At 59.6% G+C, this 20,304-nt stretch carries 25 protein-coding genes; 24 read left to right on the top strand and 1 reads right to left on the bottom strand.

The genetic code is table 11. The annotated features are described in order from the left end of the window. The first annotated feature begins 1 nt into the window (after position 1). The 14 genes from JFV30_RS14185 (at position 2) to JFV30_RS14120 (ending at position 9,760) form a co-directional block, all read left to right on the top strand. Positions 2-979 carry a major capsid protein gene (locus JFV30_RS14185; protein ID WP_047280211.1) on the top strand — a complete coding sequence of 326 codons (978 nt, stop codon included), beginning with the start codon at positions 2-4 and terminating at the stop codon, positions 977-979. A gap of 56 nt (positions 980-1,035) precedes the next feature. Beyond that, positions 1,036-1,341 (top strand): HeH/LEM domain-containing protein, encoded by a 306-nt coding sequence (locus JFV30_RS14180; RefSeq protein ID WP_177054266.1) that lies wholly within the window; start codon positions 1,036-1,038, stop codon positions 1,339-1,341. 10 nt (positions 1,342-1,351) lie between these two features. Next, positions 1,352-1,729 (top strand): hypothetical protein, encoded by a 378-nt coding sequence (locus JFV30_RS14175; RefSeq protein WP_201124353.1) that lies wholly within the window; start codon positions 1,352-1,354, stop codon positions 1,727-1,729. A 2-nt stretch (positions 1,730-1,731) separates the two neighbouring features. Beyond that, positions 1,732-2,124 carry a hypothetical protein gene (locus JFV30_RS14170; RefSeq protein WP_201124352.1) on the top strand — a complete coding sequence of 131 codons (393 nt, stop codon included), beginning with the start codon at positions 1,732-1,734 and terminating at the stop codon, positions 2,122-2,124. 1 nt (position 2,125) lies between these two features. Next, on the top strand, positions 2,126-2,710 hold the full coding sequence (locus JFV30_RS14165; RefSeq protein ID WP_201124351.1) for a hypothetical protein: 585 nt from the start codon (positions 2,126-2,128) through the stop codon (positions 2,708-2,710). Continuing rightward, positions 2,707-3,123, top strand: a complete 417-nt coding sequence (locus JFV30_RS14160) for a phage tail terminator-like protein (protein WP_201124350.1) — start codon at positions 2,707-2,709, stop codon at positions 3,121-3,123. The genes JFV30_RS14165 and JFV30_RS14160 overlap by 4 nt, the downstream gene beginning before the upstream one ends. A gap of 72 nt (positions 3,124-3,195) precedes the next feature. Next, complete coding sequence (locus JFV30_RS14155) at positions 3,196-3,852, top strand: phage tail protein (protein WP_063030564.1); 657 nt, start codon at positions 3,196-3,198, stop codon at positions 3,850-3,852. 3 nt (positions 3,853-3,855) lie between these two features. Then, entirely contained in the window at positions 3,856-4,236 is a 381-nt protein-coding gene (locus JFV30_RS14150) for a phage tail assembly chaperone (protein WP_201124349.1), read from the top strand. Between the two features lie 47 nt (positions 4,237-4,283). Further along, on the top strand, positions 4,284-4,556 hold the full coding sequence (locus JFV30_RS14145) for a DUF1799 domain-containing protein (RefSeq protein ID WP_201124348.1): 273 nt from the start codon (positions 4,284-4,286) through the stop codon (positions 4,554-4,556). A 27-nt stretch (positions 4,557-4,583) separates the two neighbouring features. Continuing rightward, positions 4,584-7,613: a phage tail tape measure protein gene (locus tag JFV30_RS14140; protein ID WP_201124347.1), complete on the top strand. Its 3,030-nt coding sequence runs from the start codon at positions 4,584-4,586 to the stop codon at positions 7,611-7,613. A 3-nt stretch (positions 7,614-7,616) separates the two neighbouring features. Then, positions 7,617-7,955, top strand: a complete 339-nt coding sequence (locus JFV30_RS14135; protein ID WP_201124346.1) for a phage tail protein — start codon at positions 7,617-7,619, stop codon at positions 7,953-7,955. An 11-nt stretch (positions 7,956-7,966) separates the two neighbouring features. Continuing rightward, positions 7,967-8,719: a phage minor tail protein L gene (locus JFV30_RS14130; RefSeq protein WP_201124345.1), complete on the top strand. Its 753-nt coding sequence runs from the start codon at positions 7,967-7,969 to the stop codon at positions 8,717-8,719. 2 nt (positions 8,720-8,721) lie between these two features. Continuing rightward, a complete protein-coding gene (locus JFV30_RS14125; RefSeq protein ID WP_201124344.1) occupies positions 8,722-9,486 on the top strand; it encodes a C40 family peptidase in 765 nt (254 codons plus the stop codon). A gap of 25 nt (positions 9,487-9,511) precedes the next feature. Then, positions 9,512-9,760 (top strand): hypothetical protein, encoded by a 249-nt coding sequence (locus JFV30_RS14120; protein WP_201124343.1) that lies wholly within the window; start codon positions 9,512-9,514, stop codon positions 9,758-9,760. 3 nt (positions 9,761-9,763) lie between these two features. On the opposite strand, the gene JFV30_RS14115 is transcribed toward JFV30_RS14120, so the two are convergent. Continuing rightward, positions 9,764-9,976, bottom strand: coding sequence for a hypothetical protein (locus JFV30_RS14115; RefSeq protein WP_201124342.1), 213 nt, complete (start codon positions 9,974-9,976; stop codon positions 9,764-9,766). Positions 9,977-10,455: 479 nt separating this feature from the next. Between JFV30_RS14115 and JFV30_RS14110 the strand changes: the two genes are divergently transcribed. From JFV30_RS14110 to JFV30_RS14065, 10 genes are all read left to right on the top strand, one after another. Further along, the gene (locus JFV30_RS14110) at positions 10,456-11,052 is read left to right on the top strand and encodes a DUF6338 family protein (RefSeq protein ID WP_201124341.1); all 597 of its coding nucleotides are present in this window, start codon (positions 10,456-10,458) and stop codon (positions 11,050-11,052) included. Positions 11,053-11,345: 293 nt separating this feature from the next. Continuing rightward, on the top strand, positions 11,346-11,975 hold the full coding sequence (locus JFV30_RS14105) for a hypothetical protein (protein ID WP_201124340.1): 630 nt from the start codon (positions 11,346-11,348) through the stop codon (positions 11,973-11,975). 120 nt (positions 11,976-12,095) lie between these two features. Beyond that, positions 12,096-12,518: a hypothetical protein gene (locus JFV30_RS14100; RefSeq protein ID WP_201124339.1), complete on the top strand. Its 423-nt coding sequence runs from the start codon at positions 12,096-12,098 to the stop codon at positions 12,516-12,518. Positions 12,519-12,573: 55 nt separating this feature from the next. Next, positions 12,574-13,167, top strand: a complete 594-nt coding sequence (locus JFV30_RS14095) for a tail assembly protein (protein WP_201124338.1) — start codon at positions 12,574-12,576, stop codon at positions 13,165-13,167. 59 nt (positions 13,168-13,226) lie between these two features. After that, positions 13,227-16,799 carry a host specificity protein J gene (locus tag JFV30_RS14090; RefSeq protein WP_201124337.1) on the top strand — a complete coding sequence of 1,191 codons (3,573 nt, stop codon included), beginning with the start codon at positions 13,227-13,229 and terminating at the stop codon, positions 16,797-16,799. 341 nt (positions 16,800-17,140) lie between these two features. Further along, the gene (locus JFV30_RS14085) at positions 17,141-17,770 is read left to right on the top strand and encodes a hypothetical protein (RefSeq protein WP_201124336.1); all 630 of its coding nucleotides are present in this window, start codon (positions 17,141-17,143) and stop codon (positions 17,768-17,770) included. A gap of 56 nt (positions 17,771-17,826) precedes the next feature. After that, positions 17,827-18,597, top strand: coding sequence for a pyocin knob domain-containing protein (locus tag JFV30_RS33205; RefSeq protein WP_242487079.1), 771 nt, complete (start codon positions 17,827-17,829; stop codon positions 18,595-18,597). Positions 18,598-18,599: 2 nt separating this feature from the next. Continuing rightward, positions 18,600-18,977, top strand: coding sequence for a phage tail protein (locus JFV30_RS14075; protein ID WP_201124335.1), 378 nt, complete (start codon positions 18,600-18,602; stop codon positions 18,975-18,977). 56 nt (positions 18,978-19,033) lie between these two features. After that, positions 19,034-19,459, top strand: a complete 426-nt coding sequence (locus JFV30_RS14070) for a structural protein (RefSeq protein ID WP_201124334.1) — start codon at positions 19,034-19,036, stop codon at positions 19,457-19,459. Continuing rightward, the gene (locus JFV30_RS14065; protein WP_201124333.1) at positions 19,456-19,974 is read left to right on the top strand and encodes a lysis system i-spanin subunit Rz; all 519 of its coding nucleotides are present in this window, start codon (positions 19,456-19,458) and stop codon (positions 19,972-19,974) included. The genes JFV30_RS14070 and JFV30_RS14065 overlap by 4 nt, the downstream gene beginning before the upstream one ends. Positions 19,975-20,304: the final 330 nt, after the last annotated feature.

Below are 20,304 nucleotides of genomic sequence, written 5' to 3'. Positions count from 1 at the left end.
CATGGCAACTACCCAACTGACCGACATCTTCGTCGGTGATTACTACGCCTCCCTGGCGCCGGTTAACAGCCCGGAAAAGACCGCTGTATACGAGTCGGGCATTGTGACCCGTTCTCCTGTGCTGGATGCGATCGCTTCCGGCAGCCAGGGCACCGCCGAGATCAGCTACTGGCAGGATCTGAACGCTGATGAAGCACCGAACATCAGCAACGACGACCCGAATGACCAAGGCGAAGTCGGCAAGGTCACCCAGGACAGCATGCGCGCTCGCGTTCTGTACCTCAACAAAGGCTACGGCGTCACCGACCTGACCGCTGAGCTGGCGAACACCGAGCCCCAGCAGCAGATCCGCAACCGCTTCGGCACCTACTGGACCCGCCAGTGGCAGCGTTACACTCTGGGCGCGGCTCGCGGCATCATCGCCTCGAACATCGCGAACAACGGCGGTGACATGGTCATCGACGCCGGCGCCACAATCAGTGCGAACGCCTTCCAGGATGCCGCCTTCACCGCCGGTGATGCGGCCGACCAGTTCGGCGCCATCGGCGTGCACTCGGTGGTGATGAACCAGATGGTCAAGCAGGACCTCATCGAGTACCTGCGCGACTCCGACGGCAAGATCATCCTGGCCACCTACCTCGGCAAGCCAGTGTTCATGGACGATGCCCTGGTGTATGGCGCCGGCAAGTACCTGTCGGTGTTCTTCGGCCAGGGCGCTTTCGGCTACGGCGAAGGCACGCCGAAGGTTCCGGTAGAGCTCGAGCGTAAGCCGGGCGGCGGCAATGGTGGCGGTGCAGAAGTGCTGTGGGAGCGGAAGACCTACATCCTGCAGCCCGCAGGTTTCAGCTGGAAGGGCTCCGAGGCTCAGAACCTCAGTCCGACCGCTACCCAATACGCCACTGCCGCGAACTGGCAGCGCGTATTCAGCCGCAAGCAGGTCCCCTTCGCCGCTGTGATCAGCGGCACCACCACGCCGTAATCCGGCCCCCACAACCTGGCGTCTTTATGGTCGCCGGGGTGCTTTTGAGGTGACTCATGAAAGTGATCTACACGGACAAGCCGGGCAAAGAGCGCGGCGTGTGCTACCGCCTGCTGAGCGAATTCTTCGGTGTCATCGGTTCCGCTACCGAGGTGGTGGTCGATGGCGATGCCCCGGACATCTTCGACGCCTACCAGGCGGCCGGCATCAAGGTGTCCGACGGCAAGGAGCCAGAGAGCAAAGAAACCGACCCTCTGAAAATGAAGGTCCCCGAGCTGAAAGAATGGCTGACCGAGAAGGGCATTGCCTTCGACCCGTCCGCCAAGAAAGAAGACCTGCAGGGCCTGGTGCCAGCGGAATAAGGACAAGCACATGACCGATTACATCACCGTCGCCGATGTTGACGCCCAGCTCGGTCCTGACTGGGCCGGCTCCGGTGATCCGGTCCTTGCTGTGGCCATGGCCAACGCCTGGCTCACGGCCAAGATTAAGCGGGTTGTTCCCGATCCGGTACCTGCCGAGATCAAAACAGCCGGCGCCCAGGTCGCCAAAGAGGCGGCGGCGGGCAAGCTGTACACAGCAACGCAGAAGGAAGTGCAGAGCAAGACGGTCTCGGCTCAGTCCGGGACATCGGTGAGCAAAACCTACGTGGCGGGCTCTACCGATCAGTCGGCGGGAGTCAACTTCGCTCTGGCCCTGCTGGAACCGTGGATCAGGCGCTCCGGCGTGATGATGCTGAAGAGGATCTGATCATGGGTATGCGCGAAGAGATCCAGGCTGAATTGGCCGAGTCGTTCGACGATCCTGATGGCCTGGCCGATGCAGTCAAGCCGGTGACGGGCGTGCGTAAGGTTGCGGGCGAGTATGACCCCGACTTGGGTGGCGAAACACCGGAGACCACCGTGACGTACTCGGGGCGCGGAGTTCTGGGCAGCTACCTGTCCAAGGAAATCGACGGCTCTCTCATCCAGACCACCGACAAGAAGCTGCTGGTGCTGCAAAACGAGCTGTTCGTGTCGGAGGCCGGCGTGCCGACGGCGGTACCGGCTACCCCGGCCATTGGCGATATCGTCAACGGGCTGCGGGTGATGAACGTGTCCGCCGACCCGGCTGATGCAACTTGGACGGCGCAACTGAGGAAATGACATGGCGACCCAGTCCGGCAGCTTCGCCCTGAGCCTGGCTGAGTTCGCCGCCCAGACCAGTGAAGCCATCGACGCCAGTGTGCGCGAGATCATTATCGAGGTCGGGAGCAGCCTGATCCGGATGTCCCCCGTGGGTAACCCGGAGATCTGGGCGCAGAACGCCGTGGCGACCCAGTACAACAAGGCGGTTGACGATCACAACAGCGCGCTGCGCAGTGACCCGGCCAACCTCACGAACGGTGGCAGGCTGAAGAAGGGCCGCAAGCTCAACGACGGCATGGACATCAAGGCGCCTGAAGGCTACGCCGGCGGCCGGTTCCGTGCGAACTGGCACATATCGCTCGGCGTGGTCGAGAACGTCACGTTTGACGAAGTAGACCCCAGCGGCGCCGAAACCACTGCGGCGCTGGTCGCAGCTATGAGCGACTTCACCGCCGGCCAGATGGCCTACATCATCAACAACTTGCCCTATGCCATCCCGCTGGAGTTCGGCCATTCCACCCAGGCCCCCAGCGGCATGGTCCGGTTAACCGTGGCTCGCTTCCAGCAGATCGTGCTGGAGGCCATCAGGAACAACCAGGTATGAGTCACGCAATCATCGCCTCGATCTACGAGGCCAAGCTCATTGCCTGGAACGCTGTCAGGTCTGAAAAGCTGAAGATCGTCTTCGAGAACACGGCCTACACGCCGGTGGCGGGCGAGACATACCTGAGGGCTTTCACGATCCCGGGCGACACCACGAGCAACACTCTTGGCGGTGATCATCGGCTGTTCACCGGGGTCTTCCAGGTGAGCATCATCGCGCCGGCGGGCACGGGTAAGACCAAGACGAACCCCATCGCGGAAGAACTGATCAACCTGTTCCCGCTGTACGCCAGGGACACGAAGGCCCCGGTCACCGTGGTGACGATGTCGCCGGTCGACCAGGGCCCCGGCATCACCGGCGATTCCATCTACACCGTCCCGGTCTCGTTCTTGTACCGAGCCGACACGAACTGATCCCGCCCATTGGGCAAACCCACGAGCCCGCCATTGAGCGGGTTTTTTCATATCTGCAAAGAGGAAATACCCATGGGCTACAAACTCCCGAACGGTGGCACCTTCCAGCACGCCGCAACCTACGGCGCGGCACTGGCGTTCGCTGCCATCAGCAATGCGAGCGAGGCGGTGGCTACTGTAGTCGGCGGCACCATTGCCGCCGGCGATATCGTTCTGCTCACGTCCGGCTGGAGCAAGCTGGATAGCAAGGTTGTACGCGTGAAGGCGGCCACCGCGACGGCTATCACCCTGGAAGGTATCGACACCACCGATACTCAGGTTTTCCCGGCAGCAGGCGGTGCAGGCACTATGCGCAAGGTGCTGACCTGGGTGCAGATCCCGCAGATCTCCGACGTTGCCTTCTCCGGCGGTGAACAGAACTACCTGGATGTGGTGTTCCTCGAGGATGACCAGGGCAAACAAATCCCCACCGACAAATCGGCGGCAAGCATGGTGCTGACCATCGCTGACGACCCGGCCCAGGCCTTCAACAGCGTTCTGCTGAAAGCTGACGCCGGTAAGCAGATTGAAGCGGCGCGCCTCAACCTGCCCGGCAATGACACCCTGCTGTACGGCACCTACACGTCGTTCTCCAAGCAGCCGGCAGTCTCCCGCAACAACCTGTTGACGCGCACCGTCAACCTGGCGCTGCAGGCCGAGCCGACCCGTTACCTGACTGCGGTGGCGTAACCCATGGCAAAGATCAGAATTGCCCAAAACCCGACGTTCAAGGCCTTCGTGTCGATCCCTATCGTTGGGGGTGAGCCCGAGAAAATCGAGTTCACCTTTAAGTATCGGGATCGCCCGGGGCTTGCCGCTCTGTTTGATGAGTGGAACCTGAAGCGCGATGAAGCTCGGACCGCCCTGGGCGAAAGCCCAACGTTTTCCGAAATCGTTGCTGCTGACACTGAGCAGCAGTCGCAGCAGATCAAGGACCTGGTAGTCGGCTGGGGCTTCGACGACAAGTTCGACGACAAGAGCATTCGTGCGCTGGTGACGTCCTGCCAGGGCGCCGCTGAGGCGGTCGTGAATGCCTACCAGAGCGCATTCAATCAGGCCCGCTTGGGAAACTGACGGACGCCGCCCGCGCACTCTACGCGCCGGCGGCACCGGCTGAACTGATGGGCCTGTTCGGGCTTACCCCGGGTGACCTTGAGGAGGCGACCGAGGTCTGGCCCTGCAACTGGCCGGCGTTCTTCCTGTTCAACCGGATGTCGACCCAGTGGCGGGCTGGCGCTGGTGGCGCGATCGGCCTCGACTACACCTGCATCCGCGACGTGGCCGGGTTCCTCGGCATCAAGAAAAAGAAACTCGCTGAAATCTTCCCTGACCTTCAGGTGCTGGAAGGTGAAGCCCTGCGCGTTATGGCGGAGGAAAGGGAAAACAGCCCGTAACTACGGGCACTTATTCAAGGTGAGTCGATGAACATTGCAGAACTCGGCGTCAAGATCGACTCGGCCGATGCAATCCAGGCGAAAACGAGCCTGGATGAGATGGCGAAGGCCGGCGGCCGGGCCGAGCAGTCCGCCGTTTCGCTGATGAACGAAATGCAGGCGCTGGAGAAATCGCTTTCCACCAGCGCCAAGACCACACAGGACCTGGCAAAGCAGCGTGATGCCCTGGCGAAGCTGACCAAGACCGGCGCCTATGGCGAGGCCGAGGCGGCGAAGATATCGGCGCAGCTCGATAAGCAGCAAATCGCGCTGGCTAAGTCTGCGATGGACGAGCAGAAGGCCCTCAACAGCCTGTTGGGTGCAATTGACCCGGCCCGTGGCGCGCTGGCCAAGCTGGACACACAGGTCGAGCAGCTCGGCAAACACCTGGACGCCGGCCGCATCAGCCAGGACCAATACAACACTGCCCTGAGCAAGATCGACAAGGACTACGCCAAGCTCGAAAAGACCACCACCGGTTTCGACAAGCTGCGCCTCGGTACCCGCCAGGCGCAGGAAAACGTCGTGCAGCTGGGCAATGCTCTTTCCTCGGGTGACTGGGGCAGCGGCGTGCGTGCTGTTGCTCAGTTGGGCGCCGGGGCTGGCGCAGGTGCTGCCGGGTTGCTCGCCATCCTGGGGCCGCTGGCGCTTGCAACGGCTGCTGTTGGCGGCCTCGCATACGCCTACTACAAGGGCAGCGAGGAGCAGGACAGTTACAACAAATCGCTGATCCTCACCGGCAACTACGCGGGGGTGAGTGCCGGGCAACTGGGCGATATGGCGCGCCAGGTGAGCGCAACAGTCGGCACCACCGGTCAGGCCGCCGCTGTGCTGGCGCTGCTGGCCGACAACGGCAAGATCGCCGGAGACAGCTTCACCGGCATCACCCAGGCTGCCGTGTCGATGAAGGAAGCCACCGGCAAGGCCGTGAGCGAGACTGTCGCCGAGTTCTCCAAGCTGGCAGACGACCCGGTAAAGGCGTCTGCTGCACTGAACGACCAGTACCACTACCTGACGGCCTCGGTTTACTCGCAAATCGCCGCATTGGAGCAGCAGGGTGACCACGCCGGCGCCGTGAAGCTTGCAACCGAATCCTATGCCGATGCGATCAACGAGCGTACGCCGAAGATTCTCCAAAACCTGAGTTTCTGGGAGCGAGGCTACAACGCCGTTGCGCGTGCTGCCGACAATTTCAAAAACATCGGCCGGCCGGACATTGGTGCAGACATCGAGCAGGCTCGCCGCGACCTGACCGATGCGCAGAAAGGCAATATCGGCCTGTTCCAAAACCAGAAGGAAATGATCGAGTTCCGGCAGAACCGCCTGAACATGCTTGAGGACGAAAAGGCTGCCCAGGCCGATATCGCCAAGTGGGAAGGCGAGCAGGCGAAGGCGCAGGGCGATGCCGTTTCGTCGATGGCCAAGATCGATGCCCTGACCAAGTCGTCGTGGACGAACGAGCAAAAGCGCACTGAGGCGATCAAGGAATATAGGCGGCAACTCGACGATATCCGCAAGGTTGACCCGAAGGACTCGCGGCTCGATCAGTCGGCGATCGACAAGAATATTTCCAACATCAACGACAAGTTCAAGGACCCGAAGGCGGCTGTAAATCAGGTTGACCTGACCGGCTTCAACAACGCCAAAAACAACCTCGCAGCCATTGTTGATGCGTACAAAAACACCCAGAAGGAACTGGATGCGGCGGAAAAGGCCGGGCTGATTTCTCAGTCCGAATACGCACTGAAGCGTGAAGCCCTGATCGGCAATCAGCGTGATGAGGTGACCGCAGCCTATGAGGCCGAGATCGCAGCGCTGGAAGCCACCAAGGGCAAGAAGGCGACGACGGCCGCGCAAAGCATCCAGCTGGATCAGAAGATCGCTGACGCGCGCGCAGGGATGGTCAAGGCGCAGAAGGAGGCCGACAGCCAGCTTGAGGTGTTGGCCACTAACGAGACCGGGCGCCTTGCCAAGCAGGAGCGGTCGATCACCACCTACGTGCTGGCCCTGGCTCAGCAACAACGAGCCCTGGAGCTTGCCGGCCAGCGCGCAGTTCTCGGCGTGGGCCAGGGTGACCGCCAGAACGCACTCAACGGCGAACTGAACAGCCAGCAAGACCGGTTTGCTCAGCAGTCGCTCGAGCTGGCCAACCAGAAGTCCGACCCGTCGCGGAATATGTCGGAGGAGGAGTTCAAGCGTAAGTCCCAGGCGCTCGCAGACGCGAACAAGGCTGCTACGGACCAGATCCGACAGAACTACGCGGATGTGGAGAACGCCCAAGGCGATTGGACGAAGGGCGCGACGTCGGCCTGGGCCAATTATCTGGATTCGGCGAAGAACATCGCGGGCCAGACCAAGAGCCTGTTCGGCAATGCCTTCAGCTCCATGGAAGATGCGGTGGTTAATTTCGCGCTGACCGGGAAGCTTTCTTTTGCTGACTTTGCAAAATCGATCCTTGCCGACATGGCGCGGATTGCCACTCGACAAGCGAGCTCGCAGCTACTCAGCAGCTTGTTTGGCGCAGGGCTGAGCTACTTCGGCGGAGGCGGTGGTTCTGGCGGGGCGAGTCAGGCCGGATACACCGGTACCGATCTGTCCAACTTCACCCCGGGCAGCATTCAGGCCAAGGGCGGCGCCTGGTCGGGCGGTGTGCAGATGTTCGCCGACGGCGGCGCCTTCACCAACTCAATCGTCAGCAAACCAACTGCATTCGGTATGGCCGGCGGCAAGACGGGGGTCATGGGCGAGGCGGGTTATGAGGCAATCATGCCACTCACGCGGACTGCCAATGGCAAGCTGGGTGTTTCTGCGGTTGGCGGCGGCAGTGGCGGGGTAAACCTCAGTCTCAGCATGCCGATCATCCTCACTGACCAGGAGGCCGGCCGCCCAGACGGGGCTGAGTTCGACGCCGAGCTGTTCCAGCGCAACATGGAGTCGCGCACCCGACAAATCGCAACAGAAGAGATCGCCAAGTCTTGGCGCCAAGGCGGCGTGAGCAGCCGAAACGTAAAAGGATGATTTATGGCAATCGAGCGATTCACCTGGGCCACTGAAAAAGGCGTAGAGGGGGACATCAAGCAGCGCGTACGCACGAAGCAGTTTGCCGACGGCTACGCGCAGTCGACCGAGGACGGGATCAACAACAAATCCCAGTCCTGGCCGGTCACCTTCACCGGTATGAAGGGCCGGATCAAGGACATCACGGACTTCATCGACCGGCACAAGGGTGCAAAGGGCTTCCTCTGGGAGCCGCCCCTGGGAGACCTGGGCCTCTACAAGTGCAACGGCTACAAGCCAGTGCACCGCGGCGGCCAGGTGTACGCGATCACCGCGACCTTCGAACAAACCTTTTCACCCTGAGATAACCACCCATGGCACTGATCACGGACATCCAGAAACTGGAGCCCGGCGCCGAAATTCGCCTGTTCGAAATCGACGGGACCGAATACGGCGCGGATTACCTGCGCTTCCACGGTCACGCCATCCCGCACACGCCCGAGGAACTACTGGCCTACGAGCATTCGGAGGAGGATCTGCCGGCCAAGTCGATTTGGTGGCAGGGCGAGGAATACGCCGCCTGGCCCGTACAGATCGAGGGCATCAGCTCCAATAGCGACGGCACCGCCACCAGGCCGACTTTCGCCGCCGGCAACATCAACGGACGTGTCACCGCGCTGTGCCTGGCCTTCGAGGATCTGCTGAAGTTCAAGCTGACCGTCCGCGAAACCCTGGCCCAGTACCTGGATGCGGCGAACTTTCCCGAGGGCAACCCAACGGCCGATCCGACTCAGGAAGGCCTGGAGATCTGGTACATCGACCAGAAAACCAGCGAGGACGGCGAGGCCGTGGTCTGGGAGTTGTCCTCGCCTGGCGAGATCGATAACCACGGATTGCCCGGGCGCCAGATGACGACGTTTTGCCACTGGGCCATGACCAATGGTTACCGGGGGCCGGACTGCGGCTACACCGGCGCTGCCATGTTCGATGACGAGGACAACCCCACGGATGACCCGGCCCTGGACCAGTGCAAGGGCTGTCTGTCGTCATGCAAGAAGCGCTTCGGCGAAAACAACGAACTCGCCTTCGGCGGATTCCCCGCTGTTTCCCTGATCGCCAGGAGCTGACCATGCGCAAGCACATCATCGCGGCCATCCAGGCACACGCGACGGCTGAATATCCGCGCGAATGCTGCGGCCTGCTGCTGGCCGTTGGGCGAGCGCAGAAGTACTTCCCGTGCCGGAACATCGCCACGGAGCCGAACGAAGAATTTCGGCTCGATCCCGAGGACTACGCTGCTGCGGAAGACCTGGGCGAAGTCATCGGCATTGTCCACTCGCACCCAGACGCTACCAGCCGGCCGTCACCGCACGACCTGGCCATGTGCGAGGCCACGGCCTTGCCCTGGCACATTCTGTCCTGGCCCGAGGGCGACATGCGCACGATCACACCAACCGGCAGCACGCCGCTGCTCAAGCGTCCGTTTGTACACGGCGCCTGGGACTGCTGGCAGGTCTGCGCTGATTGGTACCAGCGCGAATGGGGGATTGAGTTCGAGGCCTTCCAGCGCACTGATCGCTGGTGGGAGAGTGCGGATAACGCAAGCCTGTACGAGCAGCACTATGAGGTCGCTGGCTTTGTTCGCGTCGACCGGCCGCAGCGCGGCGATCTGATCGTTATGCACGTGGGCCGGACAGTTCACCCGAATCATGCCGGGATCTACCTGGGCACTGATCCGGTGCTACCCGGCGAAGAGTCGGGCACCTTCGGCCCGGGCCCATTCCTGCTGCATCACCTGTACGGCAGGCCGTCCGAGATCATCGTCTACGGCGGGCCTTGGCATGATCGAACACGCCTGATCCTCAGGCACAAAGACGCAAAACAACCAACATGACGCGGCAGAGCCGCAAGGGTGAGCTATGCAAGCCAGCCAGCGCTACACACTGAATATTCAAGATTTATTTATCAGCTCAAGCGAGGGCCTTTGCGGCGCCGAGGTGGTTGTCGCCATTCTAGACGGCGATACCGAAGTCGACCGATTGAGCTTCAAGGGCAAAGTTGGGCCGGGTGGTGATGGATATAGTCGAAGCTATAGCGGAAAGCCTGACCTGAAAGCTGCTGTAGTCGCCGGAGTTGGCCGGATCACGTTCACAGAGATCCGGCCGTAATCCTCACCCGCGAGGCTCCTCCTCAACTATGAACTCATCAGAACCGGGCAGATGAGTGACGTAGGCCGCATAGTACCCGTCGCCAAGTGTTATTGCCTTGGCTTGTGCCGCATCTTTGCTCGGAAATGCTCCAGCAAAGCTTACAGGGTTCTTCTGAACCACTGCCCAACTGAAGAACCATCCTTTCTTGCGTGGATCTTTTTGTTGATCGCTCACATTGACCTCCAGGTCATAAACGCGCCGAAATTGGCGCAACCCCAGTCCTTGAGCTTGCAGGCGAAGGACTGGGGAAATCCTTTAGCCTTTCGTTTGGGTTTCGACGATCAGCCGCCAGCCAATGGTCTTCGCTGATCCGGGATGCTGGTGCGTATTCTGAGGCGGGAACTGCGTGTCTTTGTTGGACGTGATTTCATCGCCGCAGGTCTCGCACCGGTAAATTCCAGATACGGGAACGTTGTCGCCAATGGAGTGCACAGTACTCCAAACGACCGAGCCAAGAAGAGAGACAGGTGTCCTTTTGAGGTACTGCTCAGTTTCGGGTGTGTAGCGCGCCATATTCCGTCCTGCCCTGGTTAGAAATGAGGCACAAAGCTACTACGCCGACGTTCACCACAGTTACTGGCATTCCATCCACGCTGGATGCCTGGCCAGGTCCGGGGTAATCTGATCGAACAGATCGAAATGGATGTTTCCCTATGGGTGAAATAGCAGGAACGCTAATGCCAATATTGCAGGCCTTGCTGCCTGGTTTTTTGGCGACTGTTGTTTTTTACTGGCTCGCTGATGCAAAGAAACCCGGTCAGTTCGAGCAGGTCATTCAGGCTCTAATTTGCACAGGCTTGATTAAGCTGCTTGTTGATGGCGTTGAATTACTAGCTGTTTGGTTGGGGCAGTGGTTTGTATTGGGTTCGTGGTCAGAAAATACCGCGACAGGTTGGTCTTTAGGTCTAGCGGTCTTTACAGGCCTTCTGCTTGCGTATTGCTCAAACCATGACCATCTATACAGCATTGCAAGGCGGTTTGGCTTGACCTCTAGGGCGTCTTCTGGCGAGTGGCGTTACGCGTTTAGACGCTTTCGTGATCGGGGTATTGTTTTGCACTTTGTGGATGGGCGGAGGTTGTTGGGCTATCCTCTGGCGTGGCCAGGCGATCCAGCCACAGGGCATTTCTTAATTGAGCATCCGCATTGGATTGTCGATGAGACGATGACTCCGTGCACCGGCTTGACCTACTTTATGGTGGCGAATTCCGATATTTATTGGGTTGAGTTTTTGGAACGACAGGGGAGTTGAGCGCTTGAATGATCAAAACGGCAAGAATGGACTAGTTGACCTCGGCAGAGGTATAGCCAAGGACGGTTTAAACCTCAACCCGGGAACTCCGCGGAGTATTCTACCGACAAAACCCCCTGCGGCCCCGCCACCACCTCCATTGGCACCACCACCGCCAACGAGTAACAGGAAAAGTGATTGAGAAAACAAGCCCAGCCCAGCCCCGTGCTGGGCTTTTTGCATCTGGCGGTGAGGCTTGGGACAGTTTTCGCTGCCAGTGGCATCATCCTATTTCCAACAACAGGAGTTGCCCGATGACGTTCATCGCTGTGATCAGCATGGAGGACTGTACAGTCCTTGCCGCCGATCGCGAGACATTCGCTATCTATTCCGATGGTTCATCAGAGCGCGTCGGCCCCACGGCTCGGAAAATCACTGAAACTGCTTCGGGCTACATCACTGCCTCTGGCTGGGAAGCTCTTATCGAACCAGTGAAGGAGCGATTCAAGCGTGAATGTCCGGCGGACGTAGGGCGGATGCTATCAATCATTGGAGAAGAGCAAGCGGCATTCGAGCGACGCGACTCCAACCTGGCTGCGGTATGGATCCCGAAATCTACGTGGAAACTCTCAATCCCAACGGGCGGAGGAGTGGTCACAGCATATTACGACTATCAGGCCAATAGCATGGCCGGGCTCGCGCCGGGTTATTCGATGATGACTTTCCCCTCCGATGTCACTACGGAGGAGCAGGAGTATGTAAACAGTCTGCTCCCTAAAGGGCAGTTTCTAGAGCCATCTGAGCTGGCGATATCGAATGCTATCCAGCGGGTTCTCTCGGCCGTGACATATCTGAGGGCGCGCGGACGTTCGGTTTCGCAGGAAATTGACTTCGCTATCCACTGGGGCGATGAGATGAGAGTGCTTGAGATGGTAGCCCCATGAGCTTGGGCGCTGAGGTCGATGCCTTGGTTTTAGCTGGCATGAAAAAGCCGGGGAGGCCGGGCTTTCGTGTTACTCCCTCGTTGGTGATAAAGTCCCTTGATGTCTAAACGAGGGAACGACATGCGAATTTTGATAGCGGCGGTAGTGGTGGCGATGCTGGCGGGGTGCGCCTCCACGGCAATCTCAGTGCGCGACGCAAAGCCGGTACCGGCGGATGAGATTTATGCCTTCCAGTCCAAGCCATCTGGCGAAAGTGGGAAAATTACGGTTGTGCGCGACTCCGGCGCCGTCGGTTCGGGCTGCGATATCGTCGTCTATGTAGATGGGCGCAAGGCTGCGAAAATTGGTACTGGTCAGCGCGCTACCTTTTACCTTCCGCCGGGATCGCCAAATCTCGGCGCTGGCCTGGCAGGATCTGGTCTATGTGCCGGCGCGGCGATCCGAACTATTGCGGCGACCGTGCAGCCTGGGAAGGAAAGTCTGTACAGGATCAGCGGTGATATAGGCGGCTTCTACATCGGCCCCTATGTCGACTACAACTGAAAAACGAAAATCATAAAGCCGCCTCCGGGCGGTTTTTTATTGCCCGGAGAAAAAGATGCAGGCATCAGCGATCAACTACCAACCAATGACAACCATTCGCCTGCATGGGCAGCTACGTCAGTTCGGGAAGTCCTTCAGGCTTGCGGTGAAATCGCCTGCCGAGGCTATTAAGGCTCTGTGCATCCAGATTCCCGGATTTGAACGCTTCCTGTCGAACGCCAAATCGCGAGGTCTGGAGTTCGCAGTCTTTCGCGATAAGCGCAACATCGGCGAGAAAGAGTTGAGCTACAGGGGCGCCGGTGACATTCGGATTGCTCCTGTAGTGGTGGGTAGTAAGCGAGGCGGGGTCCTTCAGACCATCGTCGGCGCGATCCTGATTGTTGTCGGGGTTATTTTCGCGGCAACTCCGTTCGGTACCCCGTTAATTGGAGCGGGTATCGGACTGGTAGCCGGCGGCGTAATCCAAATGCTCAGCCCGCAGGCTGGGGGCCTCAAGACCAGCGCCGCGCCGGAGAACACGCCGGGTTACGCCTTCGGCAGTGCCAAGAACACCACGGCTTCCGGCAACCCGGTGCCTCTGTGCGCGGGAAGGCGCCCATGGGGCGGAGCGATCATCAGTGCCGCCATCTATGCGGAAGACCAGATGTAGCCCGAACGTGAAGCACCGCAGCCGCCCTTGAGGCGGTTTTTTATTGCCTGGAGGAAAGCATGGGCGCAGTACGAAAAATTGATGTCCACGGCGCCAAGGGTGGCGAAGCAAAGCCTAAAACCCCAACTGAGGCACCAGACAGTCTGCGCTCAGTGGCAATTGCAAAGATGTTGATTGCTGTGGGTGAGGGCGAGTTTGAAGGCACGCCTACGGATCGCGATATCCGCCTCGACGGGACCCCGTTGCAAGACCCCCAAGGCAACATGAACTTCCCGAACGTGAAGTGGGAGTGGCGTACCGGGGCGGTGGACCAGACCTATATCCAGGGCATCCCGTCGATAGAAAACGAAACGACGATCAGCACTGAGCTGCGCAGCGGTACGCCTTGGGTTCGATCGATCAGCAACACCCAGCTTTCTGCCGTGCGCGTACGATTCGCTTGGCCGGCGCTCCAGTCCATGGACGCCGGGGGCAACATCAATGGGTACCGGATCGAATATAAGGTTGAGCTTGCTACTGATGGGGGGGCCTATCAGCAGGTGTTCAGCGAAGCTGTCGATGGCAAGACCACCAGCGTGTATGAGCGTACGCGCCGTATCGATCTGCCGAAGGCCACTACTGGCTGGCTGATGCGCATCACCCGTATAACGCCCAACCAGAACAACAACAAAATCTCGGACACCATGCAGATCGCCGGTTTCACCGAGGTGATCGACGCAAAGATCCGCTACCCGAACACCGCGTTGCTCTACATCGAGTTTTCCGCCGAGCAGTTCCGCAGCATTCCTGCCGTGACTGTCGTATGTGATGGCCGAAAGTGGCAGGTTCCAAGTAACTACGACTCGCGCTCTCGCAGCTATACAGGCGTGTGGGATGGCACCTTCAAAGAGGCTTGGACGGACAACCCCGTCTGGCACACCTACGGCATCACCACGAACGACCGCTTCGGCCTTGGCCGCCGCATAAAGCCGTGGATGGTCGATAAATGGGAGCTCTACAGGATCTCCCAGTATGCGGACCAGTTGGTGCCCGACGGTAAGGGCGGCATGGAGCCGCGCTTCATCTGCAACCTGAACCTGCAAAGCAAAGCTGATGCCTGGACTCTGCTCCGCGACATTTCGGCTATCTACCGGGGCATGACCTACTGGGCCCAAGGCCAGGTGTTCACCCTGTCGGATATGCCACGGGCCACTGACTTTGACTTCGCCTACACCGGCGCGAACGTGATCACCGAGGGGCGTCAGCCATTCACCTATTCGAGCGCATCAGAACGTACTCGCTACAGCCGGGCCCTGATCAGCTACGACAATCCGGCGAACAACTACGACACCGACGTCACTGCGGTGACCGATCAGAAGCTGCAGCGGCGCTACGGCGATAACCCGCTGGAGATCAGCGCGATCGGCTGCACGCGTGAGTCTGAGGCGCAGCGCCGCGGCAAGTGGGCGTTGCTCACCAACTCCAAGGACCGGGCGGTAACGTTCCGTGTCGGCCTGGACGGTCGTATCCCGCTGCCTGGCTACGTAATCCCTATCGCTGATGAGCTGTTGGCCGGCCGGCCCGTGGGCGGGCGCATCTCGGCGGTGAACGGAAAGGTCATCACCTTGGACCGCGACACCCAGGCCAAGCCCGGTGACCGCCTGATCCTCAACTTGCCCGACGGCAAGTGCGAGGGGCGCACCGTGCAGTTGGTTAGCGGCCGGCAACTCACGGTCACCACGGCGTACTCCGTGGCGCCTGAGCGTGAACTGGTGTGGGCGCTCGACGCTGACGACCTGGCCATCCCGCTGTACCGGGTGACCAGCGTTTCCCGGCCCGAGCCTGGCGTGTTCGAAATTTCCGCCGTGCAGTACGACCCGAGCAAGTTCGCGCACATCGACACCGGCGCTCGGCTGGAAGAGCGGCCAATCAGTGTTGTTCCGGTCACCGTGGTACCGGCACCGGCAAGTGTAACGCTGACGTCGAGCTACGCCGTGAACCAGGGCATCGCGATCAGCACCATGAACATCTCGTGGCCTGCCGTGAATGGCGCGACCGCCTATGACGTGGAGTGGCGCAAGGACAGCGGCAACTGGATCAAGGTGCAACGCACCGGCTCGACCAGCGTCGACGTGACCGGGATTTACTCGGGCGCCTACGTGGCCCGGGTACGCTCGGTGAGCGCCTTCGAGATCTCGTCGATCTGGAAAAGCTCCAACCTGACCAACCTGGAAGGGAAGGTCGGACTGCCGCCGGCGGTAGCATTCCTGGCCACCACCAGCGAACTGTTCGGCATCGGTATCAAGTGGGGTTTCCTGCAAGGCGCCGAAGACACCCAGCGCACCGAGTTGTGGTATGGCCAGGCCAATGACCTGTCAGTGGCCACCAAGCTGGCCGACCTGGCCTACCCGCAATCTGACTACCGCATGCAACAACTGCTGGCAGGTGCAACCCTGTTCTTCTGGGCGCGCCTGGTGGACCGGACCGGCAACGTCGGCCCGTTTTATCCGGTCGGCAATGGCGTGATGGGCCAGGCCAGTTCGGATGCTGGGCCAATCCTTGGCATGCTCGCCGGCAAGATCAGCAAGACCGAGCTCGGCCAGGACCTGCTTAGCGACATCGAGAAGATTCCGGGCCTGCAGGATCAGATCGACGCGCTGGATGGGCTGAAGGGTTATGACAAAGATGCGACCTACCTGAAAGGCCAGATGGTCGTAGAGGGTGGGCGCATTTATCAGGCCTCCAAGGACGTCCCGTTCAACAGCCCTCCGCCGAACGTCACCTACTGGGTGGACGTGGGCCAATCGGTCGAGACGGCGAACGGTCTGGCTCAGCAGGTCACCACAAATACCGCTGACATCAGCAAGCTCGACGGGGTGGTCACGGCTCAGGCCAGCTCCACCAACGCGCTGCGCGCCGCGGCACGTGATGACAGCGGCAACCGGGCGAAGGCTGACGCGTTGAAAGGGTGGGCCAGCACGGCCGCCATTGTTCAGGAGAGCAAGGTTCGAGCTACTGAAACGGAGGCTGCGACACAGCGCACCACTACCATTGACGCCAAGGTCAACCAGAACGCCGCGAATGTGACGTTCCTGGAGCGCACCGTGGCGAACAATAAGGAGGCTTCCGCACAGCAGGTCGCTCAGGTCAGCGCGGAAGTAGCCAGCAACAAGTCGGCAATCCAGCAAACGTCTTCGGCCCTTGCTGATACCAACGGCAAGTTGTCGACGCTCTGGTCGGTGAAGATGGAGACCACCGCCGGTGGCCAGAAGTACGCGGCCTCGTTCGGTCTCGGCCTTCAGGTCGATCCGTCTGGTGTGTCGTCGCAGTTCGTGGTCAGGGCTGACACGTTCATGTTGCTGAACCTGGCCAACGGCACGCCGGTGTCGCCGTTCTCGATTACTGGTGGGCAGACGTTCATCAGTTCAGCTTTCATTCAGGACGGCACGATCACCAACGCCAAGATCGGCAACTACATCCAGTCGAATAACTACGTGGCTGGCACCAGTGGCTGGAAGTTGTTCTTCGACGGGACCTTTGAAATCAACGGTGCATTCGGTGGGCAGGCGCGCCAGGTGATCAATAACAGGGGTGGCAAAGTCTTCGATGAAAACGGTGTGAAGCGCTACCAGTGGGGAGATCTTTCCGCATGAGTTTCGGGATAAGAATTTGGAGCGCCACTGGTGCCCTTGAGCTGGATGAGACTTCGTTTACTGTGAGGGTGGTGTATTCGGCTGTGGTTGAGGCTGGAGTTCCTGCTCCCGGCCGCAGCAGAACTATCGCCATACCTGGAGTCTCTCCTTCAACCCATTCGGCTGTTTGCGTCCCTATCGGTGCTTACCCTCAAGATCCAAGCGCGCAAAACCTATATGCCATTCAATATGAGCCCCAGGTTTACGAGGGAGGCGTAGTTGTTTGGTTCGCAAACCGGGCGCAGCCGAGCGGAACCCTTGGGCTTGGACCTCAGAGACTTTTGGTTATGAGGTATCGATAGATGAGCTACGGCGTACAGTTCACTAATAACAATGATGTTGTGACGCTTGATTCAGAGTTCTCGCGGTTAGTGGTTTTGCAAAGAGGCAGGTATCAAGGGGGCGCGTCATTTAGCGCCCCTATAACCAGCGCGGAGCCGCCACTGGTATTCGTAAGGCCGGATGCCACCACTACGTTCAGCTACGCCACGATCGCCGGAAGCCCGGGAAACTGGACGGGGTTTTCGTTTCTTGGTGGAGGAGCAGGAAACTTTTTTGTTGCTGCCTATAGTTCAACCCCTACCGCAACCTATGGGATCAGGATATGGGATGGCTCGGCCAAGTTGCTTTTTGACAGCGGCACCCCCTGCGCCCAGTTCACTCGGACTATTTCAGCATGGACCTATCTCGGCTCTAGCTCTACCGGCCAGGGGACCACGCGTAGCAATTGGACGGCAACCAGCCCCTTGGATACAGGGGACTTCATGCTCATCAATAACATAGGCATGGATGTGGCAGGGGCAAGCACACGAGCTGCAAAACTGTATTGCACTTGGGACTATGGGACAAACAGCATATTGATGTGGGTGGTCGGGGTAGCCAACTCCACGTCTTTCTTCGTTCCAGTTGTATTTGCAAAACCAATAACTTGAATTAGTGCCAACTACCTATGCCGCCTTGAGCGGTTTTTTATTGCCTGGAGAAAAGTATGGTTTGGCAAAGAGCCGGAACAGTGTCCGTTCAAGCGGGCAGCACAACTGTCGTGGGGGCCAACGTCGACTTCGCTGCAAGCTCGCGCGTGGGGGACTCGTTCATAGGCCCGGATGGTGTGAACTACGAGGTGGCGAACGTTGCCAGCGCTACGGTGATTTCGATCCTGCCTGCGTACAAAGGCCCAACTGCCAGCGGCGCTGCCTACGCCATCATGCCTGTGCAGGGCTACGACAAGATGCTGTCGGATGCCTTCAATGCACTGAACAACCAGTTCGGGGCGAAGCTGGCAGCGCTGGGGACGACCGGTAACTACGACACCTTGCCTCTGAACAAGGGCGGAACTGGCGCAACAGATCAGGCAGGCGCAAGGTCGGCGCTGGGGCTCGGAAACGCAGCAACTTCGACGCTCGTTACATCGACATCGGACACTACGTCGGGCCGGTCTCTAACCGTCGGCTATGGCGGCATCGGGGCGCTTAATAATGCTGAGTATGTTGGCGTAGGAATAGGGCCTGAATATTTTAGAACTGGAGGTACCGTAACAGGTAAGTTCTACATCGTCGGGGTGTCTACAGTTCTTCTAGAAGGCTCGCTAACCACCTTTGCCGGAAACAGTTCTTCGTCAGGTTCACAGATGTTTTTTTCTTGGGATAACGGTGAACAGTACTTCCGCGCCATGACAAGCGGTACGTGGCGGGCATGGCGAAAGACGTACACCGACGCTAACACCACCCGTGCCGCAGACGGCACCTTGAAGGCGATCTGACCATGGCAAGAGCAGCAATCAACGTTCTTGGCGCCACTGGCGCTACTTACGATTTCGTGACCAATGGATCGGGGGTGATTCAGTCTTCGCGTGAAGGTATCGGTCTGTACCGCGTCACCGGCTGTCTAGGCATGGTCCCGTTCCCGCCGATCGACGAAGGCTGGGGTTACACCGTCAACCAGGTGGACTCTCGGGCGGATGTGGACATCCAGTTAGTTGACGATGTGCTGGTCGTGACAGTGACCAAGGACGATAAGCCTTACGACCTGAAGCACATGATCACGCTGCACATCCTGGTGCCGGATGCGGTTGTAGTGGAGATGCCATCTCCACCGCCAGTTGCTGGGTCGCAGGGCATCGCGGAAGAGACAGAGGCCTGACCATCACCCGAACACCGATGCCGCCTTGAGCGGTTTTTTTTCGCCTGGAGAAAAGTATGCTGACCACTGAAACGCGCGGGGTGCGCAACCGCAACCCCGGCAACATCGATTATGTCCCGGCCAACCAATGGCAGGGCCAACTCAAGCCCGACCCGGCCATCGAGAAGCGCTTTGCCCGGTTCGACACTCCCGAAAATGGTATCCGCGCCCTAGGCAAGCTGCTGCTGACCTATCAGCGAAAGCACGGCTTGAAGACGGTGAAGGCGATCATCAGTCGCTGGGCGCCTTCTGTGGAGAACGACACCGTTGCCTACGTTCGCGCCGTTGAGGCGAACACCGGCACCCAGCCCGGCGCCGAGATCGATCTGGGCCGAGCGCCGGTAATGGCTGGCTTCGTCAAGGCAATTATCCACCACGAAAACGCGGGCTATGCCTATCCCGACGCGGTGTTGGCCGAAGGCGTGCGGCGGGCACTGGCATGACGCCGGTGCAGAAACTGGCCGGGCTGGCGGTGCTGATCCTGCTGGCCATGGCCTTGAGTTTCGGTGCGGCCTGGCAGGTGCAGGACTGGCGGTACGACGGGAAGCTGGCAAAGCAGGCGGGGCAGTTCCAGACGGACCTCGACACGATCGGCAACGCCGCTACCGCCCAGGCCCGCGCCGAGCAGGACAAGCGCCTGGCCACAGAGAAGCAACTGGCCGCCTCCGACCAACAACACACCAAGGAATTATCCGATGCCCAGCGCAACCAAGCTCTGCTGCGTGACCGCCTTGCTACTGCTGATGTGCGGCTGTCAGTCCTTCTCGACGCCACGGATTCAGCCAGTGGCTGCGACGTGCCTGCCACCCCCGGCGCCGTCCGCGTGGTTCATGCAGCCCGTCGAGCCCAACTTGACCCAGCGCATGCTCAACGAATTCTTGCCATCACCGGCGCCGGGGATAACGGACTGATCGCGCTACGGGCGTGCCAGGCGTACGTGAGAGCCATGGTGCGTTAACGTTGCAGTGCAGGGGACCGGTGCGGCGAAGCCCGAGGGGCGACAAATTATTGCAGTTAAGGCAGGTGCTCAAACCAACGATTTATTCTCGTACGTGAGACTTATAACGCTCTACAGCCAGGCACGGCTGAGGGCCTTCATGTCATATTCAATTCAGCATTAGAGGAGCACTTTCAGCCCTAGAGCTTCGACGAGCAATTTCTAAGCCTAACTTGAGCAAGCAGCTTTGAGAGTCAATCCCAATTATCTGAAATCTAAGGAAATTGTATACATATGCCGCCGCCAGGAATGCCCGCTTAACGGCGATCTGTAGTGGTTGCATGCTTAGGA

The organism is Pseudomonas sp. TH32 (assembly GCF_016650855.1).
Classification (GTDB): Bacteria; Pseudomonadota; Gammaproteobacteria; order Pseudomonadales; family Pseudomonadaceae; genus Aquipseudomonas.
The sequence above is the reverse complement of the archived record's forward strand: the minus strand, read 5'-3'. Positions and strand labels throughout refer to the sequence as shown.

Coding starts and splice junctions, on each gene's coding strand:
- JFV30_RS14135 (WP_201124346.1), top strand. CDS start 7,617: ATGGCAATCGAGCGATTCACCTGGGCCACTGAAAAAGGCGTAGAGGGG.
- JFV30_RS14170 (WP_201124352.1), top strand. CDS start 1,732: ATGGGTATGCGCGAAGAGATCCAGGCTGAATTGGCCGAGTCGTTCGAC.
- JFV30_RS14175 (WP_201124353.1), top strand. CDS start 1,352: ATGACCGATTACATCACCGTCGCCGATGTTGACGCCCAGCTCGGTCCT.
- JFV30_RS14150 (WP_201124349.1), top strand. CDS start 3,856: ATGGCAAAGATCAGAATTGCCCAAAACCCGACGTTCAAGGCCTTCGTG.
- JFV30_RS14145 (WP_201124348.1), top strand. CDS start 4,284: ATGGGCCTGTTCGGGCTTACCCCGGGTGACCTTGAGGAGGCGACCGAG.
- JFV30_RS14165 (WP_201124351.1), top strand. CDS start 2,126: ATGGCGACCCAGTCCGGCAGCTTCGCCCTGAGCCTGGCTGAGTTCGCC.
- JFV30_RS14130 (WP_201124345.1), top strand. CDS start 7,967: ATGGCACTGATCACGGACATCCAGAAACTGGAGCCCGGCGCCGAAATT.
- JFV30_RS14085 (WP_201124336.1), top strand. CDS start 17,141: ATGAGCTACGGCGTACAGTTCACTAATAACAATGATGTTGTGACGCTT.
- JFV30_RS14155 (WP_063030564.1), top strand. CDS start 3,196: ATGGGCTACAAACTCCCGAACGGTGGCACCTTCCAGCACGCCGCAACC.
- JFV30_RS14120 (WP_201124343.1), top strand. CDS start 9,512: ATGCAAGCCAGCCAGCGCTACACACTGAATATTCAAGATTTATTTATC.
- JFV30_RS14100 (WP_201124339.1), top strand. CDS start 12,096: ATGCGAATTTTGATAGCGGCGGTAGTGGTGGCGATGCTGGCGGGGTGC.
- JFV30_RS14180 (WP_177054266.1), top strand. CDS start 1,036: ATGAAAGTGATCTACACGGACAAGCCGGGCAAAGAGCGCGGCGTGTGC.
- JFV30_RS33205 (WP_242487079.1), top strand. CDS start 17,827: ATGGTTTGGCAAAGAGCCGGAACAGTGTCCGTTCAAGCGGGCAGCACA.
- JFV30_RS14105 (WP_201124340.1), top strand. CDS start 11,346: ATGACGTTCATCGCTGTGATCAGCATGGAGGACTGTACAGTCCTTGCC.
- JFV30_RS14160 (WP_201124350.1), top strand. CDS start 2,707: ATGAGTCACGCAATCATCGCCTCGATCTACGAGGCCAAGCTCATTGCC.
- JFV30_RS14185 (WP_047280211.1), top strand. CDS start 2: ATGGCAACTACCCAACTGACCGACATCTTCGTCGGTGATTACTACGCC.
- JFV30_RS14065 (WP_201124333.1), top strand. CDS start 19,456: ATGACGCCGGTGCAGAAACTGGCCGGGCTGGCGGTGCTGATCCTGCTG.
- JFV30_RS14110 (WP_201124341.1), top strand. CDS start 10,456: ATGGGTGAAATAGCAGGAACGCTAATGCCAATATTGCAGGCCTTGCTG.
- JFV30_RS14140 (WP_201124347.1), top strand. CDS start 4,584: ATGAACATTGCAGAACTCGGCGTCAAGATCGACTCGGCCGATGCAATC.
- JFV30_RS14125 (WP_201124344.1), top strand. CDS start 8,722: ATGCGCAAGCACATCATCGCGGCCATCCAGGCACACGCGACGGCTGAA.
- JFV30_RS14090 (WP_201124337.1), top strand. CDS start 13,227: ATGGGCGCAGTACGAAAAATTGATGTCCACGGCGCCAAGGGTGGCGAA.
- JFV30_RS14075 (WP_201124335.1), top strand. CDS start 18,600: ATGGCAAGAGCAGCAATCAACGTTCTTGGCGCCACTGGCGCTACTTAC.
- JFV30_RS14095 (WP_201124338.1), top strand. CDS start 12,574: ATGCAGGCATCAGCGATCAACTACCAACCAATGACAACCATTCGCCTG.
- JFV30_RS14070 (WP_201124334.1), top strand. CDS start 19,034: ATGCTGACCACTGAAACGCGCGGGGTGCGCAACCGCAACCCCGGCAAC.